Annotated in this window: 14 protein-coding genes and 2 tRNA genes; 12 read left to right on the top strand and 4 right to left on the bottom strand. The window is 71.8% G+C overall.

Annotation, left to right across the window (positions count from 1 at the left end; all coding sequences use genetic code 11):
- Nucleotides 1-92: 92 nt before the first annotated feature.
- From J5Y05_RS17700 to J5Y05_RS17690, 3 genes are read left to right on the top strand one after another with little or no spacing between them, the layout of a single operon-like run.
- A complete protein-coding gene (locus J5Y05_RS17700) occupies nt 93-1,823 on the top strand; it encodes a TerD family protein (RefSeq protein ID WP_210873505.1) in 1,731 nt (576 codons plus the stop codon).
- A 13-nt stretch (nt 1,824-1,836) separates the two neighbouring features.
- Nucleotides 1,837-2,517 (top strand): AIM24 family protein, encoded by a 681-nt coding sequence (locus J5Y05_RS17695; protein WP_210873503.1) that lies wholly within the window; start codon nt 1,837-1,839, stop codon nt 2,515-2,517.
- A 17-nt stretch (nt 2,518-2,534) separates the two neighbouring features.
- Nucleotides 2,535-3,290, top strand: coding sequence for an AIM24 family protein (locus tag J5Y05_RS17690; RefSeq protein ID WP_210873502.1), 756 nt, complete (start codon nt 2,535-2,537; stop codon nt 3,288-3,290).
- Nucleotides 3,291-3,464: 174 nt separating this feature from the next.
- Here the strand turns inward: J5Y05_RS17690 and J5Y05_RS17685 are convergent, their stop codons facing one another.
- A complete protein-coding gene (locus J5Y05_RS17685; RefSeq protein ID WP_210873500.1) occupies nt 3,465-3,980 on the bottom strand; it encodes an NUDIX hydrolase in 516 nt (171 codons plus the stop codon).
- Entirely contained in the window at nt 3,977-5,443 is a 1,467-nt protein-coding gene (locus tag J5Y05_RS17680) for a zinc-dependent metalloprotease (protein ID WP_210873498.1), read from the bottom strand. Before J5Y05_RS17680 ends, J5Y05_RS17685 begins: the two co-directional genes overlap by 4 nt.
- A 192-nt stretch (nt 5,444-5,635) precedes the next feature.
- Here J5Y05_RS17680 and J5Y05_RS17675 point away from each other — a divergent pair, with 192 nt between their 5' ends.
- From J5Y05_RS17675 to J5Y05_RS17660, 4 genes are all read left to right on the top strand, one after another.
- Entirely contained in the window at nt 5,636-6,757 is a 1,122-nt protein-coding gene (locus tag J5Y05_RS17675; RefSeq protein WP_210873496.1) for an SDR family oxidoreductase, read from the top strand.
- Between the two features lie 277 nt (nt 6,758-7,034).
- Nucleotides 7,035-7,472, top strand: coding sequence for a molybdenum cofactor biosynthesis protein MoaE (locus J5Y05_RS17670; RefSeq protein WP_210873494.1), 438 nt, complete (start codon nt 7,035-7,037; stop codon nt 7,470-7,472).
- Between the two features lie 133 nt (nt 7,473-7,605).
- A complete protein-coding gene (locus J5Y05_RS17665; RefSeq protein WP_199825518.1) occupies nt 7,606-7,770 on the top strand; it encodes a hypothetical protein in 165 nt (54 codons plus the stop codon).
- Between the two features lie 52 nt (nt 7,771-7,822).
- The gene (locus J5Y05_RS17660; RefSeq protein WP_210873492.1) at nt 7,823-8,917 is read left to right on the top strand and encodes a YlbL family protein; all 1,095 of its coding nucleotides are present in this window, start codon (nt 7,823-7,825) and stop codon (nt 8,915-8,917) included.
- 23 nt (nt 8,918-8,940) lie between these two features.
- On the opposite strand, the gene J5Y05_RS17655 is transcribed toward J5Y05_RS17660, so the two are convergent.
- Entirely contained in the window at nt 8,941-9,483 is a 543-nt protein-coding gene (locus J5Y05_RS17655) for a PPA1309 family protein (protein WP_210873470.1), read from the bottom strand.
- A 166-nt stretch (nt 9,484-9,649) separates the two neighbouring features.
- On the opposite strand from J5Y05_RS17655, the gene J5Y05_RS17650 reads away from it, so the two are divergent.
- From J5Y05_RS17650 to J5Y05_RS17635, 4 genes are all read left to right on the top strand, one after another.
- Nucleotides 9,650-12,652, top strand: a complete 3,003-nt coding sequence (locus tag J5Y05_RS17650; RefSeq protein ID WP_210873794.1) for a UPF0182 family membrane protein — start codon at nt 9,650-9,652, stop codon at nt 12,650-12,652.
- A 63-nt stretch (nt 12,653-12,715) separates the two neighbouring features.
- Nucleotides 12,716-12,789, top strand: a tRNA-Met gene (locus tag J5Y05_RS17645).
- A gap of 238 nt (nt 12,790-13,027) precedes the next feature.
- Nucleotides 13,028-14,875 carry a tetratricopeptide repeat protein gene (locus tag J5Y05_RS17640; protein ID WP_247614813.1) on the top strand — a complete coding sequence of 616 codons (1,848 nt, stop codon included), beginning with the start codon at nt 13,028-13,030 and terminating at the stop codon, nt 14,873-14,875.
- 101 nt (nt 14,876-14,976) lie between these two features.
- Nucleotides 14,977-15,050, top strand: a tRNA-Met gene (locus J5Y05_RS17635).
- A gap of 174 nt (nt 15,051-15,224) precedes the next feature.
- Here J5Y05_RS17635 and J5Y05_RS17630 read toward each other — a convergent pair.
- A complete protein-coding gene (locus tag J5Y05_RS17630; protein ID WP_210873466.1) occupies nt 15,225-15,641 on the bottom strand; it encodes a Fur family transcriptional regulator in 417 nt (138 codons plus the stop codon).
- A 142-nt stretch (nt 15,642-15,783) separates the two neighbouring features.
- On the opposite strand from J5Y05_RS17630, the gene J5Y05_RS17625 reads away from it, so the two are divergent.
- The gene (locus J5Y05_RS17625) at nt 15,784-17,235 is read left to right on the top strand and encodes a catalase (protein ID WP_210873464.1); all 1,452 of its coding nucleotides are present in this window, start codon (nt 15,784-15,786) and stop codon (nt 17,233-17,235) included.
- Nucleotides 17,236-17,254: the final 19 nt, after the last annotated feature.

Below are 17,254 nucleotides of genomic sequence, written 5' to 3'. Positions count from 1 at the left end.
GTACCGGGTCTGTACCGACTTCGTCCGGTGTCGGAGTTTGCCGTTAGCCTGACGCGACGCACTCGCATTCGGATGGGGGACGGTCGTTACGCATGGCCAGGGAATTCCAACGCGGCCACAAGGCCAGGGTCAGTGACCTCACCGCGGGCACGGATCTGTACGTGGGCGTGCAGATCTCCGGTCCCGGACTGAGCTTCGACATCAGTTGCTTCGGGCTCGACGCCGACGAACGGCTCTCGGACGACCGGTACTTCGTCTTCTACAACCAGCCGGAGTCCCCCGAGGAGTCCCTCCGGCTCCTGGGTGCGCAGGCCGGCGACACCGAGTCCTTCCGGGTCACGCTCGACCGGGTCCCGCAGCAGATCCAGAAGCTGTCCTTCACGGCCACGATCGACGGCGACGGGCAGATGTCGCAGGCCGGCCCCGGTTACCTCCGGATCGTCGCCGGCGGCGAGGAGGTGGCGCGCTACCCCTTCGACGGCTCGGAGTTCTCCACCGAGCGGGCCGTGATGCTGGGCGACTTCTACCGGAAGGACGGGTGGCGGTTCGCCGCCGTCGGGCAGGGTTTCGACGGCGGACTGGAGGCGCTGCTGAAGAACTTCGGCGGCGAGGTCGCCGAGGAGGAGGAGGAGCCGCCGCAGCCCGAGCCGCAGCAGCCGCAGGCCGCCGCCGTCCCGGGCTTCGCCCCGCCCGCCCAGGCCGCCGCGCCCCCGGCCTTCGCCGCCCCGGCCCAGGTCCCCGCGCCGCCCGCCCCCGCCCCGGCGCCCTTCCCGCCGGCCTCGCCCGCCCCGCGGGGCTTCACGCCGCCGCCCGGACCCACCCCGTCCGCCGTACCCGACGTGCACGCCGCGCAGACGATCATCGCGCCGCTGCACACCCCGCCCGGCGGCTCCCCGCCTCCTCCTCCGCCCCCGCCGCCCGGCCTGCCCGGACAGCCGCCGCCCTACGGCCACGTCCCCGGCCAGGTGCCCCCGCCGCCCGGCTACGGTCAGCCGCCGTACGCCCCCGGCCCGCCGCCCGGCTACGGTCAGCCCCCGCACGCCCCCGGCCCGCCCCCCGGCTACGGTCAGCCGCCCCACGCGCCCGCCCCGCCGCCCGGCTACGGCCGGCCCGCACCCTACGGTGTCCCGCCGACCCCGCCCCCCGGCGCCGCCCCGCAGGGCACCGGCGTGGCCGCCGCGCTCCAGCGGTTCCGGGAGACCGGGACCGGCCACCGCTGGACGCTCCAGAACAGCAAGCTGGTCCGCGTCGACCTCGGCACCGCCGACCAGCCGGTCCTGGCCCGCCAGGGCAGCATGGTGCTCTACCAGGGCAAGGTCGACTTCGCCTACAAGGGCGCCGGATTCGCCGGACGGATCGTGGGCAATGCCACCGGCCAGGAGATGCAGCTCATGCGCTGCACCGGCAAGGGACAGGTCTTCCTCGCCGAGGAGGCCGCCATGCTGCACCCCATCGAGTTGCAGGGCGACGCGGTGTGCGTCTCCGCCGAGAACGTGCTCGCCTTCGACGAGAGCCTCCAGTACGAGGTCCGCCGCATCGAGGGGCACGGCATCCCGGGCGGCGCGCTGTTCACCATGCAGTTCCAGGGCACCGGCACGCTCGTCGTCAAGACGCGCGGCGTCCCCGTGGTGCTGCCGGTCACGCCGACCACCTTCGCCGACTGCAACGCGGTCGTCGCCTGGTCGGCCGCCGCCCAGGTGATCGTCTCCAGCCAGGTCCGCATGCGGCGCAACGCCTACCCCGGCGACACCGGCGAGAGCGTGAACCTCCAGTTCAGGGCGGCGCCCGGCAGCTTCGTCGTCGTCCAGCCGTACGAGATCTGAGGGAGCGCCCGACATGAATCAGCCGCTCGCGGGCTACGCCCCCGCACCCGTCACCGCCCGCATGGAGAACCACGGCGACCACATGCTGAAGGTCGCCATGCAGACCGGGAACGACCTCTACGCGCGCGTGGGCTCGATGGTCGCCTACGAAGGGTTCGTCCAGTACGAGCCCAGCCCCTCGGCCGTGCGCCAGATCGCCAAGGACTGGGTCACCGGCGAGGGAGCCCCCCTCATGAAGTGCACCGGCGACGGACTGCTCTACCTCGCCGACTACGGCGCGAACGTGGTCGTCGTCAACCTCGACGGCGACGGCATCTCCGTCAACGCCACCAATCTGCTCGCCTTCGACGCGCACCTGAGCTGGGGCGTGGAGCGGGTCAAGGGGCTCGCCAAGTTCGCCGGGCAGGGCCTGTGGAACACCAGGATCTCCGGACAGGGGTGGGTCGCGCTCACCTCCCGGGGCACGCCGATCGTCGTCGACTGCGGCGGCGGCGAGGACGAGACCTATGTCGACCCCGACGCGCTCGTCGCCTGGTCCCCGAACCTCCGGGTGAAGGGCAAGCGCAGCTTCAAGGCGCAGTCGCTGATCGGCCGCGGCAGCGGCGAGGCGTACCAGATGGCCTTCTCCGGTCAGGGCGTCGTCGTCGTCCAGCCCAGCGAGGACAGCACCGACCGCCTCCGGATCAGGGGCTGAGGGGGAGCCAGAACACCATGCAGAGCCCGATTTTCGCCTACAACGACCAGCAGACCCAGGAACGCTGGAGTCTCCAGAACAAGCACATGCTCCGCGTCGTCCTGGAGGGCCACGACGACGTGCTCGCCCGCAAGGGCACGATGGTCGCCTACCAGGGCCTCGTCGAGTTCGACGCGGAGTACCAGAGCGGCGGACAGGCGCGCACGCGCGCGTACACCGGTGAGGGCCTCGACCTGATGCGCTGCCACGGGCAGGGCACGGTCTACTTCGCCAACCTCGCCCAGTACGTGCACGTGATGGAGGTGGAGCAGGAGGGGCTGACCGTCGACAGCGCCTACGTCCTGGCCATGGACTCCTCGCTGCACCACGAGGTGATCGCCGTGGACAGCCAGTACGGCATCGCCGGCTCCGGCAAGTACCAGCTCAACATCACCGGCCACGGCCGGGTCGCCCTGATGACCTCGGGCGCCCCGCTGCTGATGCGGGTCACGCCCGATCGGTACGTCAACTGCGACGCCGACGCGATCGTCGCCTGGTCGACCTCGCTGCGCGTGCAGATGCAGGCGCAGACGCACTCCTCCGGGGTGTGGCGGCGGCGTGGCAGTACGGGCGAGGGCTGGGAGCTGAGCTTCATGGGCGAGGGTTTCGCCCTGATCCAGCCCAGCGAGCTGCTGCCGCCGCAGGACGCCCAGGTCGGGCCGGGCCTGGCCGCGCAGTACGGCTTCGGCGGGCAGGGCGCCCGTGGTCACAACCAGGGCAACGTCTGGAGCTGAGCCCCGGGCGTGGGTAAGGGGCGACCGCCAGGCGATCGCCCCTTACGATCGCCCCTTGCCCATCGAGTGTGTCCGCCCGCCGTCACCGGCCGCCCGGTCCGTTCGGCCACGGGGCACCACCCACCCCGGCCGACCAGGCTCGCCCGGCCGGCCCGGTTCACCGGCTCCCGTGGCTCAGACCCGCTCGCGGGCCGCCGCCACCAGGCGCACGACCGACTCGTCGGCCACGTCCGCGACCTCCCCGTACCGGTACCAGCGCAGGTCCAGGGACTCCTCGCTGATCGATTCCACGGCGTCGAAGGGGGCCACCGCCGCGTACTGGACGTCCAGGTGCCAGGCGCACGGCGTGTGGTGCCGGTCCAGCCGGACCGGGCCGCCGGGCACCAGGGCCAGCCCCTCGATGCCCGACTCCTCCCGCGCCTCGCGCAGGGCGGCCTGTGCCAGCGACCGGTCGCCGGGCTCGCAGTGGCCGCCCATCTGGAGCCACATGCGCAGCTTCCGGTGCAGGGTGAGCAGCACCCGCCCGCGTGAGGGGTCGATCACCAGGGCGCTCGCCGTGATGTGCCCCTCCCCGCAGGACTTCCACATGCCGTCGGGGTGCGCCGCGAGGTGATCCAGGTAGATCCGGCGCAGCTCGTCCTGGCCCTGGTGACCCTTGACCACCAGGGCCGCGTCCTCGTGGAGGCTCACTCCTCGCCGTCGCCCTCGCCCTGGTCCTTGCCGTCGCCCCGCGGGGTGTCCGTGCCGTCCGCGGACGCCTCCCCGCCCTCCTTCTTGCGGAGGTCGGGCTTGCCGGCCGCCTCGCCGAGCATCCGGTCCAGCTCGGAGAAGTCGAGCTGCTCGCGGTGGACGAAGCCGTCCGGGTCGTCCAGGTCGGTCGCCGTCGGCAGCATGTCCGGGTGGGCCCACAGCCCGTCCCGGCCGTCGACCCCGCGCGCGTCCGTGAGGGACGCCCACAGCCGGGAGGCGTCGCGCAGCCGGCGCGGGCGCAGCTCCAGGCCGATCAGCGTGGCGAAGGTCTGCTCCGCCGGCCCGCCCGAGGCACGACGGCGGCGCAGCGTCTCGCGCAGCGCGTCGGCGGAGGTCAGGCGCGGCTTGGCCGCCGTGTGGACCACCGCGTCCACCCAGCCCTCGACCAGCGCGAGCGCCGTCTCCAGGCGGGCCAGCGCCGCCTTCTGCTCCGGCGTGTCCTCCGGCTGGAACATGCCCTGCTGAAGGGCTTCCTGCAACTGCTCCGGGTTCTGCGGGTCGAACTGGCCGACGACGTCCTCCAGCTTCGCCGTGTCGACCTTGATCCCGCGCGCGTACCCCTCGACCGCGCCGAACAGGTGCGAGCGCAGCCACGGCACGTGGGCGAAGAGCCGCTGGTGGGCGGCCTCCCGCAGGGCGAGATACAGCCGCACCTCGTCCTGGGCGACCCCCAGGTCCTTGCCGAACGCCTCGATGTTCACCGGCAGCAGCGCGGCCTTGCCGGCCGGGCCGAGCGGCAGGCCCACGTCGGTCGAGCCGACGACCTCGCCGGCGAGCACGCCGACTGCCTGCCCGATCTGGGTGCCGAACATGGCACCGCCCATGGAGCGCATCATGCCGATCAGCGGGCCGGCCATGGCCTGCATCTCCTCCGGCAGGACGTCGCCCATGGCGTTGCCGACGCGCTCGGCCACCGGGTCGACCAGCTCCTGCCACGCGGGCAGGGTCGCCTCGACCCACTCCGCGCGGCTCCAGGCGAGGGCCGAGCCCGCCCCGGAGGGCAGCGCGGTCGCGTCGTCGAGCCACAGGTCGGCCAGGCGGACGGCCTCCTGGACGGCCTTGCGCTCGCTCGGACCGACGCTGGCGTCCTTGGTGCCGTCCGGGGTGCCCTGGGCGACCGTCTGGCGGGCGATCTGCTTGGCCATGTCCCAGTTCACCGGGCCGCCCTCGTACGAGAGCATCTGGCCGAGCTGCTGGAACGCGGCGCCCAGGTCGGTGGGGTTCATGGAACCGAACATCGCGGCGAACGGATTGTCCGCGCCGGGGCCGCCGGCACCGGCCGCGCCGAAACCGAACGGGTCGGCCGGTCCCTGACCACCGCCGCTCTGCTGGTCCTTCTTCTTGCCGTCGCCGTCGTCCGGCTCCTCCGGCGGAAGGCCGAATCCGAATGGGGTGTCACTCACGGGGTTCCTCGGCTGGTAGGGCCACCGGTTCTCGCCGGCGGCACGGCTGCCCGACTTCACCACCCAGCGTAGACACCCCGGGCGGTTCGGGCCTCGGTGCTTCGCCGACTGACGGCCTGCGGCAGGATGGATGCCACCTGGTACGTACGCGTCGCTCGCGCCCGTACTGAAGACAACCGCTGGAGACGCCCGGTGAGTTCCCCAGATCCGCAGGTTCGCGCAGCGCGAAACCAGTCAACCAGTTCCGAGCGCCCCGGCGCGCGCGGACCCGTCGTCGCGGTCACCGGTGCCGCCTCCGGCATCGGCGCGCTGCTCACCGCCCGCCTCGCCGCCTCCGAGGAGATCCGGCAGGTCGTGGCCATCGACGAGCGGCGCGGCGAGTGCGCCGAGGCCCGCTGGCAGATCCTGGACGTGCGGGACCCGGCCATCGCGGAGCGGCTGCGCGGCGTGGACGTGGTGGTGCACCTGGCGCTCGACCTGGACCTGGAGACCGACGCCGCGGCCCGCACCGCGTACAACGTCCGGGGGACCCAGACCGTGCTGACCGCCGCGGCGGCGGCCGGGGTGCGCCGGGTCGTGCTGTGCACGTCCGCCATGGTCTACGGGGCCCTGCCGGACAACGAGCTGCCGCTGTCGGAGGACGCCGAGCTGCGGGCCACCGCCGAGGCCACGGCCGTCGGGGACCTGCTGGAGATCGAGCGGCTGGCGCGGCGGGCGCCGCGGGCGCACCCGGGGCTCAATGTGACCGTCGTCCGCCCCGCGGTCCTGGTCGGTGGCGTGGACACCGCGCTGACCAGGTACTTCGAGTCGCCGCGGCTGCTCGTGGTGGCCGGATCGCGGCCCGCCTGGCAGTTCTGCCACGTGGACGACCTGTGCGGCGCCCTGGAGTACGCGGTCCTGGAGAAGGCCGACGGGGAGCTGGCCGTGGGGTGCGACGGGTGGCTGGAGCAGGAGGAGGTGGAGGAGCTGAGCGGCATCCGGCGGATGGAGCTGCCGTCGGCGGTCGCGCTGGGCGCCGCCGCCCGCCTGCACCGCATCGGGCTCACCCCCTCCCCGGCCGGTGACCTGGCCTACACGATGTATCCGTGGGTGGTGAGCGGCAGCCGGCTGCACGACGCCGGGTGGCGGCCGAAGTACACCAACGAGGAGGTGCTCGCCGAGCTGCTGGACGAGGTGGCCGGACGGCACACCGTCGCCGGGCGGCGGCTCGGGCGCAAGGACGCCACGGCGGCGGGCGCCGCGGGCGCGACGGTCGCGCTGCTGGGCGCGGCGGCCGTGGTGCGCCGGGCGCGGAAGGCGCGGCGCCGGATCTGAGCGGGCCCGCGCCCCTCACCCGGACGGGTACGACACGCCGTGCCCCCGGCCTGCCGTGCCGTCCGGTGCCCTGACGGCGTGTCCCGGCTGCTGCGCCGCCGCCCCCTCACGACACACGACACCCCGCCCCCCCGTACGACACGCCGCCCCCCATCCGCCCCGCCATCCCGGCGCCGCCCCGGGCGGGTCGCGGGCCCCGCCGTCGTCCTTCGGCGACCGGTCCCCGCCCGCCCGCACCCCTGTTCCCCCGCCCCCGGCCGTGGGGCACGATGGACGCATGGCATCCACCAGCGATCACCCCGTCAAGCTGCTCGGCATCCGGGACACGCCGCTCTCCGTGGACGAGGTCTTCCGGGCCGTCGGGGACGACGCGGCCGGAGGCACGGCGCTCTTCGTGGGCACCGTGCGGGACCACGACGGGGGCGCGGCCGTCACCCGGCTCGCCTACTCCGCGCACCCCAGTGCCGAGGCCGAGCTGCGGCGGGTCGCCGAGAAGATCGCCGCCGACCACTCCGTCCGGGCGCTCGCCGCCGTCCACCGGGTGGGGGACCTGGAGATCGGGGACCTCGCCGTGGTCGTCGCCGTGTCCTGCCCGCACCGGGCCGAGGCGTTCGCCGCCTGCCGGAAGCTGATCGACGACCTCAAGCACGAGGTGCCGATCTGGAAGCACCAGACCTTCCTCGACGGCACCGAGGAGTGGGTCGGCGCCTGCTGAACGCCGCCCGGCCGGCGGAGTCGTACTGCTCCGTCCGGTTGCGTAACCGGCCCCCTGGCGTGAGCGTTGTCACTGCGGATGGTTAATCTGCTGATCAGTCAGTCGCGGACGCTCGTGGGGTTGGGAGGTCGGCATGGCAGCGCTTGCCTGGTTGCTGATTCCGTTTGTGGCGGCTGTCGTCGCGGGTCTCTGGGGGAGCTGGGCCAACCGCACCCGCAAGGCGCGGGGTGACGGGCCCGAACTCGACGGATACGCCCGTTTCCGTGAGGCCATGGAGCGGTCCCGCACCGGTGTCTGAACGGGCCCTGCCCTGACGGTCCTCCGACAGTCTCGTCCCGTACTGTCGTTCCATGCCACGCCGCACGGCGACGATGCTCGCCTCCACCCTCATGCTGATCGCACTCCTGTGCGCGGGTGTGTTCTTTCCCGTGCCGTACGCGGAGATGTCCCCGGGACCGACGGTGAACACCCTCGGCGATCACGACGGTGAGCCGGTACTGCAGATCTCCGGGCGGGACACGTACGAGACGAGCGGGCACCTCAACATGACCACCGTGCGGGTCACCAGCGCCGGCTACCGGATGAACCTGGTGGAGGCCGTCTACGGCTGGTTCGCGCATGACAGCCGCGTGGTGCCGCACGACACGCTGTACCCGGACGGCAAGACGGAGGAAGAGGCCACCCAGGAGAACGCCGAGGAGTTCAGCCAGTCCCAGGAGAGCGCCAAGGTCGCCGCCCTGAAGGCGCTGGACATCCCGGTCCGCTCCTGGGTCGTCGTCTCCACCGTCCTCAAGGGCTCCCCGGCCGAGGGCCGGCTGCACGCGGGCGACGTGATCAAGGAGGTCGACGGGAAGAGCATCCAGGAGCCCGCCGACGTCGCCGATCTGGTGACCAGACACCGGCCGGGCGAGGACGTGGTGTTCACCGTCGTGCCCGCCAAGGAGCAGGCCGCCGCGGAGAAGGAGCGGCGCAGCCCGAAGGTCACCGAAAAAGTGACGATCACCACAAAGGCCGCCGACGACGGCGGGGAGAAGCGCGCCATCGTCGGGATCTCCGCCGGGACCGACCACACCTTCCCGTTCTCCATCGACATCAAGCTCGCCGACGTCGGCGGGCCCAGCGCCGGGCTCATGTTCGCCCTCGGCATCTACGACAAGCTCACCCCGGACAGCCTCACCGGGGGCAAGTTCGTCGCCGGCACCGGCACCATCGACGACGAGGGGAACGTCGGCCCGATCGGCGGCATCGGCATGAAGACCATCGCCGCCCGCGACAAGGGCGCCCGGTACTTCCTGACGCCCGCCGACAACTGCGCCGCCGCCGCCGAGGACACCCCCGAGGGACTGACCCTCGTGAAGGTGAAGACCCTCGACGACGCGCTCGGCGCCCTCGGCGACATCCGCGCGGGGAAGACCGCCGACGTACCCACCTGCGCGGCCGGCTGACGGACCGCGCACCGCGCGGCGGGCTACTCCTCGAAGGTCGCCGTCAGCGCCTGGGCCAGCCCCGGCACCAGTTCCGAGCCGGTGAGGACGTCCGTGGCGGAGTCCTTCTCCCGCAGCCGCAGCGCCGACTCGCGGACTCCGTCGCGCAGCACCGCGACCGTCATGCGGACCTCCTGGCGGTCCGGGTGCTCGGCGACCCAGCGGGCGAGCCCGTCCTCGTCCAGGTCCTGCGGCACCTGCGCCTCGGCGGACGGCGGCAGCATCAGGCGCTCCACCGTGAGGGCGCAGCCGGCCACCGCGTCGGGCCAGGCGATGGTGCCGAGGAACTCGTCCAGCGGCTGCCGCGCCGGGATCTCCTCCTGCTCGATGGGGGTGAGGCCGTCGGCGGCCGGCGCGTCCGGCAGGCCGAGACGGTCCGCGAGCGAGGGCTGGTCGGCCCGCAGCCGGGCGGTGTCGACGAGGGCGAAGAGGCGTGCGGGCTGGTCCCAGCCGAAGCCGGAGACGTACTCGTCGATCTCCAGCACGGCCCGGGTGAGGGGACTGGCTGCCATGGGGGTGTTGGACATGGTCACAATCCTGCCTCGTTCCCGGCCCGAATCGGGAACCGAGTAAACGATGAGTAAGTTGACATAGGTGTGGGCCCACGTTTCCGAGGGCGCACGGGGGGCCCGCGAACCCCGGGGGCCTGACGAGACAACAGCGAACTTCGAGGTGCGCACCTTGGCTTTCCAGATGCCGGACCGCGGCGGAGGCCCGACAGGGCCCCGGATGAGAGTGGGCCGCCCGTCCCGGCGTGTCCGGACCCTGCTGATGACACTTGGTGTCCTCGCCGTGCTCGGCATGGCGTTCACCATGTTCGCCGGGTTCTGGACGGACTGGCTCTGGTACCGCTCCGTCCACTACTCGTCGGTCTTCACGACGACCCTCTGGACGAAGATCGGGCTCTTCTTCGTCTTCGGGCTGCTCATGGCGCTCGCCGTCAGCCTCAACATCTGGCTGGCCCACCGGCTCCGGCCGCCGCTGAGCGCGATGTCGATGGAGCAGCAGAACCTGGACCGCTACCGGATGGGCATCGCCCCGTTCAAGAAGTGGCTGCTGCTCGGCATCACCGCCCTGGTGGGCCTGATCGCCGGCGCCTCCGCGGCCGGCCAGTGGCGTACCTGGCTGATGTGGGTCAACGGGGTGCCGTTCGGGCAGAAGGACCCCCAGTTCAAGCTGGACGTCGCCTTCTACGCCTTCGACCTGCCGTGGTACCGGTTCCTGCTGGGCTTCGGCTTCGCCACGGTGATCCTCTCCCTGATCGCCGCCGCCCTCACCCACTACCTCTACGGCGGACTGCGGGTCACCAGCCCCGGCGCGCGGGCCACCGCCGCGGCCACCGGCCACCTCTCGGTGCTGCTCGGCGTCTTCGTCGCCCTCAAGGCCGTCGCCTACTGGCTCGACCGGTACGGACTGGCGGTGAAGTCGAGCGACTTCAAGGCCACCGACAACTGGACCGGCCTGCGGTACGTGGACGCCAACGCCTACCTGCCCGCCAAGACGATCCTGTTCTGCATCGCCGTCATCTGCGCGCTGCTCTTCTTCGCCACCCTGTGGCGGCGCACCTGGCAGCTCCCCGTCATCGGCTTCGGCCTGATGGTGCTGTCGGCGATCCTCATCGGCGGCCTGTACCCGGCCCTCGTGCAGAAATTCCAGGTCCAGCCGAACGAGCAGGCCAAGGAAGCCCCGTACGTCGAGAAGAACCTCAAGGCGACGCGTGACGCCTACGGCATCGCGGGCACCCAGGTCACCGAGTACTCGGGCCGGAGCAACACCGAGGACAAGACCAAGCTGCGCGACGACGCCGACACCTCGGCGTCCATCCGCATCATGGACCCGAACATCGTCTCGCCGACCTTCCAGCAGCTCCAGCAGATGCGGAACTACTACGCGTTCCCGACCAATCTGGACGTGGACCGCTACAGCAAGGACGGCAAGGACCAGGACACCGTCATCGGCCTGCGGGAACTGAACCTGGCCGGTATCCCGAAGAAGAACTGGATCAACAACCACTTCCGCTACACCCATGGCTTCGGCGTGGTCGCGGCCAAGGGCACGGAGGTCGACTCCGAGGGCCGTCCGGTCTTCACCGAGTCCGACCTGCCGTCCGTGGGCGACCTCGGCAAGTACGAGCAGCGGATCTACTACGGCGAGAAGACCACCACGTACTCGATCGTCGGCGGCCCCCAGAAGGAGGTCGACTACTCCGACGACGCCGGTGAGAAGACCACCAGCTACAAGGGCGACGGCGGCGTGGACCTGTCCAGCCCCCTCAACCGGGCCGCCTACGCGCTGGCCTTCAGCGAGCCGCAGATCCTCTACTCCGGCGCCATCGGCGACGGGTCGAAGATCCTCTACAACCGCACGCCGAAGGAGCGCGTCGAGGCGGTCGCCCCGTGGCTGACCATCGACGGCGACGCCTACCCGGCCGTGGTGAACAACCGCATCCAGTGGATCGTCGACGCCTACACGACGACCAACGGCTACCCGTACGCGTCCCGGACGACGCTCGGCGACACGACGGCCGACTCGCTGACCGCGAACAACAACTCGCGCGCGGTGGTCGCCCAGCAGAACCAGGTCAACTACATCCGCAACTCGGTGAAGGCGACGGTCGACGCCTACACCGGCGAGGTCAAGCTGTACGAGTGGGACACCAAGGACCCCGTCCTCAAGACGTGGATGAAGGCGTTCCCCGGTTCGGTGAAGGCCAAGAGCGAGATCTCCGCGGACCTGATGGCGCACCTGCGCTACCCGCAGGACCTCTTCAAGGTCCAGCGCGAGCTGCTGACCCGCTACCACGTCAAGGACGCCACCACCTTCCTCAGCGGCAGTGAGGTGTGGCAGGTGCCGGACGACCCGACCAACAAGTCGGGCAACGCGGTGCCGCCGTACTACCTCAGCATGAGGATGCCGGACCAGAAGGAACAGGCGTTCTCGCTGACGACCACGTTCACGCCCAACGGGCGCGACAACCTCAGCGCGTTCATGGCCGTCGACGCCGAGGCCGGCACCGACGACTACGGCAAGATCAGAATCCTGAAGCTGCCGACGAGCACCACGGTGCCCGGACCCAAGCAGGTGCAGAGCCAGTTCAACTCCGAACAGGACATCGCCGAGTCCATCCGTCTCCTCAGGGGCGGCGACTCGGAGGTCGAGTACGGAAACCTGCTGACCGTCCCGCTCGACGGCGGACTCATGTACGTCGAACCGGTCTACGTGCGAGGCGGCGGCCTCAAGTACCCGCTGCTGCGCAAGGTCCTGGTGAGCTACGGAGGCAACACGGCCTTCGAGAACACCCTCGACGCGGCCCTGAACAAGATCTTCGGGGCGGAGGGCACGGTCTCCGAGCCGCCGGGTGACGACGAGGACACCACCGAGACGCCGTCGAACCCGACCGTCCAGAAGGCGCTGAACGACGCCCAGAAGGCATTCGACGCGGGCCAGAAGGCCCTGGAGAAGGGCGACTGGGCCGCCTACGGCGAGGCGCAGAAGGACCTGGAGGAGGCGCTCAAGCAGGCCGAGGAGGCCCAGGCCGAGGCCGCCCGCGGCGGTGAGGGCCAGAGCGACGGCAAGAGTGGCGAGAAGGCCGGCGACGGCAAGAACGCCTCCGACAAGTCCCCCTCCGGCAAACCGTCCTCCGACACCTCCGGGGACGGTGGGTCGGCGGCAGACGAGGAGAAGGCCGGCGGCTGACCCCGCCCGTCGGAGCAGGTCATAGCCCCACCCCGCGCCGTGATACGGTTGTGAACACAACGGCGCGGGGTGGAGCAGCTCGGTAGCTCGCTGGGCTCATAACCCAGAGGTCGCAGGTTCAAATCCTGTCCCCGCTACTCGCATCGTGAGCCTCGGCTCATGAGGAGAAGGGCCCGGATTCCTTACGGAATCCGGGCCCTTTCTCGTGTGCGGAGGGCTACATCCGGGCGAGTGACGGCCGCGCCGCCGACGGGAGTTGGGCGATCTGTGTTTGACTTGTCTCCCTGTGGGCATGTCGACAAAACGCTGAAGTGACCTCACTGGCTTCGGTATACCAGGTGTACCCGGGTTGCGGGTGGTGCGACGATGGACGTTATGGGGGACATGGCAACTCTGTTCGAGACAGGCCGTTTTGCGCAGCCGTCCGGTCGGGAGGAGACCGGCGACGAGGCACAGGAAGCCGCCGACGAGGCCGCCGAGGAAGTGCGCCGGCGCATCGCCGCCGAGGCCGGCGACGTCGAGGCGATGAGCGTCCTCGGTGCCCTGCTGCTGCGCCGCGGCGATCTCGACGGAGCCGAGTCCCACCTGCGCGCCGCCACCGCCGCCGGTGACCGCGCCGCCGCCAACAACCTCGGCGTCCTGCTGCACCAGCGCGGGTACGCCGAGGAGGCCGCCGGCTGGTGGCGCATCGCCGCCGTCGCCGGTTCCGCCGCCGCCGCCCACGCCCTCGGGCGGCACTTCCGCGAACGCGGCGACGAGCCCGCCGCCGAGTACTGGCTGCGCCAGTCCGCCGAACAGGGACACGTGCTCGGCGCCTACGCCCTCGCCGACCTGCTGGAACACCGCGCCGACAAGGCCGGCGCCGAACGCTGGATGCGGGCCGCCGCCGAACGCGGGCACCGCGAGGCCGCGTACCGGCTCGCCCGGATGCTGGACCGGCGGGCCGGACGCGACGGCGACCGGGGCGCGGGCCCCTGCCTGATCGGCGGGGCCGGCCGCGCCCCGGACACCGAGGAGGACGGCGGCTGCGAGCAGTGGTACCGGCAGGCCGCCGCGCGCGGACACCGGCGGGCCGCGCTGCACCTCGGCACCATCCTGGAGCGGCGGGGCGAGCTGAAGGAGGCCGGCCGCTGGTACCTGATCTCCGCCAAGGACGGCGAGCCGCGCGCCGCCTGCGCCCTGGGCTTCCTGCTGCGGGACGCCGGGGACACCGAGAACGCCGCCATGTGGTGGCTGCGCGCTGCCCAGGAGGGCGACGGCAACGCGGCCAACGCGCTGGGCGCGCTGCACGCCGAGCGCGGCGAGCCGCAGACCGCCGAGCGCTGGTACCGGGCGGCGATGGACGCGGGGGACGACAACGGCGCGTACAACCTCGGGCTGCTCTGCGCCGAGCAGGGCCGCACCGTCCAGGCCGAGCAGTGGTACCGGCGGGCCGCCTACGCCGGGCACCGCGAGGCCGCCAACGCGCTCGCCATCCTGCTGCTGCGCAGTGGCGACGAGACCGGCGCCGAGCCCTGGTTCTCCCGGGCCGCCGAGGCGGGCAGCGTCGACGCCGCCTTCAACCTCGGCATCCTGCACGCCGGGCGGCGCGAGGACACGGCGGCGCTGCGCTGGTACGAGCGGGCCGCCGCGGCCGGGCACACCGAGGCCGCGCTCCAGGTGGGCATGGCCCGGCTGCGCCGGGGCGACGAGCGGGGGGCCGAGCGCTTCCTGCGCTGCGCCGCGGGGGGCGGCAGCGCGGAGGCGGCGTACCGGCTGGCCACCCTGCTCGACGCGCGCCGCCCGCCGGCGCCCGCGCACGAGCTGGGCGAGCCGGCCCACCAGAAGACCGAGTGCGAGGAGTGGTACGAGCGGGCGGCCTCCCAGGGGCACCGCCGGGCCCAGGTGCGGGTCGGGATGCTGGCCGCGGCGCGCGGGGACGTCAGGGAGGCGGCCCGCTGGTACCGGGAGGCGGCCGAGGCGGGCTCCCGCAACGGCGCCTTCAACCTGGGGCTGCTGCTGGCCCGCGAGGGCAGCGAGCCCGAGGCCGTGGTGTGGTGGCGCCGGGCGGCCGAGGCGGGACACGGGCGGGCCGCGCTGCGGCTCGCGCTGGTCTCCGCCCGGCGCGGCGAGCTGGACGAGGGCCAGCAGTGGGCCGACCTGGCGGCGTCGCTGGGCCCGCGGGAGGTCGGCGAGCGCGCGGCCCGGCTGCGGGACGCCCTGCGCCAGGAGCTGTCCGCTTAGGTCAGGCGCACGGTCCGGCAGACCGCCGCGCCTGGGGCCGCTGTGCCGGGAGAGGCGATTTGCTTCTCGGTGACGGCGTGCCGTAACGTTGTGTTCATCGCCGCGGGGTGGAGCAGCTCGGTAGCTCGCTGGGCTCATAACCCAGAGGTCGCAGGTTCAAATCCTGTCCCCGCTACTGATGGCCGAGGGCCGGAATCCGACAGGGTTCCGGCCCTCGGCGCGTTTCCGGCGCCATGGGCGACACGCGGTCTCCACGGAGCACGCACGACACGGAGCACGCACGACACGGAGCACGCACGACACGGAGCCCCGGCACCCCGAAGGGTGCCGGGGCTCCGGTGCGGGCGGGTCAGGCCGAGGCGCAGTTCGGGCAGGTGCCCCGGTAGGTCACCTCGACGTCCGACACGGTGAAGCCGAAGCGCTCCGAGTCGGGCAGGTCGGCCAGCGGGTTGCCGGTGGGGTGCACGTCCCGGATCGCGCCGCACCGCGCGCACACCAGGTGGTGGTGCGGCTGGTGTGCGTTCGGGTCGTACCGCTTGGCGCGTTTGTCGGTCGCCACTTCCAGTACCTCGCCGAGCGAGACCAGCTCACCGAGCGTGTTGTACACGGTCGCCCGGGAGATCTCGGGCAGCTTGGCGACAGCCCGCGCGTGCACCTCGTCGGCCGTCAGATGGACGTGTTCGCCGTCGAGGACCTCGGCCACGACGCGCCGCTGCGCGGTCATGCGCCATCCGCGTCCGCGCAGCCGTTCCAGTAGGTCACTCATGAAGACCAGCCTAACAGCAGGGGGGACCAGGTCCCGAACCAGTGTGACTTTGGAGTGTTGCTTGACTTAGACATTGTCCATTGTAGGATTGGCATCGGCAGAAGCCAAGGGACAGGTTCGTGGATTGGCGCAGGAGGCGTACGTGACTGTGGGACCGCTGACGACCGAGGCCGGAGCTCCGGTAGCCGACAACCAGCAGAGTGAGACCGCCGGTATCGGCGGCCCGGTGCTCGTCCAGGACCAGCACCTGCTGGAGAAACTGGCGCACTTCAACCGTGAGCGCATCCCGGAGCGCGTGGTGCACGCCCGCGGCGCCGGCGCGTACGGCACCTTCACGGTGACCGCCGACGTCACCCGGTACACGCGGGCCAAGTTCCTCTCCGAGGTCGGCAAGGAGACGGAGACCTTCCTCCGCTTCTCCACCGTGGCGGGCAACCTGGGTGCGCCGGACGCCGTCCGCGACCCGCGCGGTTTCGCGCTGAAGTTCTACACCGAAGAGGGCAACTACGACCTCGTCGGCAACAACACCCCGGTGTTCTTCGTCAAGGACGCCATCAAGTTCCCCGACTTCATCCACACCCAGAAGCGCGACCCGTACACCGGCTCGCAGGAGGCGGACAACGTCTGGGACTTCTGGGGCCTGTCGCCCGAGGCCACCCACCAGGTGACCTGGCTCTTCGGCGACCGCGGCATCCCGGCGTCCTACCGCCACATGGACGGCTTCGGCTCGCACACCTACCAGTGGAGCAACGAGGCGGGCGAGGCGTTCTGGGTCAAGTACCACTTCAAGACGGACCAGGGCATCAAGTGCCTCACCGCGGAGGAGGCCGCCAAGCTCGCCGGTGAGGACCCCGACTCCCACCAGCGCGACCTGCGCGAGGCCATCGAGCGCGGCGACTTCCCGAGCTGGACCGTCGGCGTGCAGATCATGCCCGTCGCGGACGCGGCGACCTACCGCTTCAACCCGTTCGACCTCACCAAGGTGTGGCCGCACGCGGACTACCCGGTCATCGAGTTCGGCAAGCTCGAACTCAACCGCAACCCGGAGAACATCTTCGCCGAGGTCGAGCAGTCGATCTTCTCCCCGGCGCACTTCGTGCCCGGTATCGGCCCGTCCCCGGACAAGATGCTCCAGGGCCGCCTCTTCGCCTACGGCGACGCCCACCGCTACCGCGTCGGCGTCAACGCCGACCACCTGCCGGTGAACCGTCCGCACGCCACCGAGGCGCGCACCCACTCCCGTGACGGCTACCTGTACGACGGCCGCCACAAGGGCGCGAAGAACTACGAGCCGAACAGCTTCGGCGGTCCCTTCCAGACCGACCGTCCGCTGTGGGAGCCGGTCGCGGTCTCCGGTGTCACCGGCGACCACGTGGCCCCCTCGCACGCCGAGGACAACGACTTCGTCCAGGCGGGCAACCTGTACCGGCTGATGTCGGAGGCCGAGAAGGAGCGCCTTGTCTCCAACCTGGCCGGCGCCATCTCCGGCGTCTCGCGCGAGGACATCGCCGAGCGCGCCATCGGCAACTTCCGCCAGGCCGACGCCGACTTCGGCAAGCGGCTGGAGGCCGCGGTCCAGGCCCTGCGCGGCTGACGTCCGGCACTGACCGCTT

Origin of the sequence: Streptomyces tagetis (assembly GCF_018069565.1) — a bacterium.
Taxonomy (GTDB): domain Bacteria; phylum Actinomycetota; class Actinomycetes; order Streptomycetales; family Streptomycetaceae; genus Streptomyces; species Streptomyces tagetis.
This window is presented reverse-complemented; position numbering and strand designations above follow the sequence as displayed.

Bases quoted from the DNA above. Each gene is read 5' to 3' on its own strand.
- J5Y05_RS17690 (WP_210873502.1), top strand. From the start codon at position 2,535: ATGCAGAGCCCGATTTTCGCCTACAACGACCAGCAGACCCAGGAACGC.
- J5Y05_RS17655 (WP_210873470.1), bottom strand. From the start codon at position 9,483: ATGTCCAACACCCCCATGGCAGCCAGTCCCCTCACCCGGGCCGTGCTG.
- J5Y05_RS17670 (WP_210873494.1), top strand. From the start codon at position 7,035: ATGGCATCCACCAGCGATCACCCCGTCAAGCTGCTCGGCATCCGGGAC.
- J5Y05_RS17660 (WP_210873492.1), top strand. From the start codon at position 7,823: ATGCCACGCCGCACGGCGACGATGCTCGCCTCCACCCTCATGCTGATC.
- J5Y05_RS17640 (WP_247614813.1), top strand. From the start codon at position 13,028: ATGGGGGACATGGCAACTCTGTTCGAGACAGGCCGTTTTGCGCAGCCG.
- J5Y05_RS17650 (WP_210873794.1), top strand. From the start codon at position 9,650: ATGCCGGACCGCGGCGGAGGCCCGACAGGGCCCCGGATGAGAGTGGGC.
- J5Y05_RS17695 (WP_210873503.1), top strand. From the start codon at position 1,837: ATGAATCAGCCGCTCGCGGGCTACGCCCCCGCACCCGTCACCGCCCGC.
- J5Y05_RS17630 (WP_210873466.1), bottom strand. From the start codon at position 15,641: ATGAGTGACCTACTGGAACGGCTGCGCGGACGCGGATGGCGCATGACC.
- J5Y05_RS17665 (WP_199825518.1), top strand. From the start codon at position 7,606: ATGGCAGCGCTTGCCTGGTTGCTGATTCCGTTTGTGGCGGCTGTCGTC.
- J5Y05_RS17700 (WP_210873505.1), top strand. From the start codon at position 93: ATGGCCAGGGAATTCCAACGCGGCCACAAGGCCAGGGTCAGTGACCTC.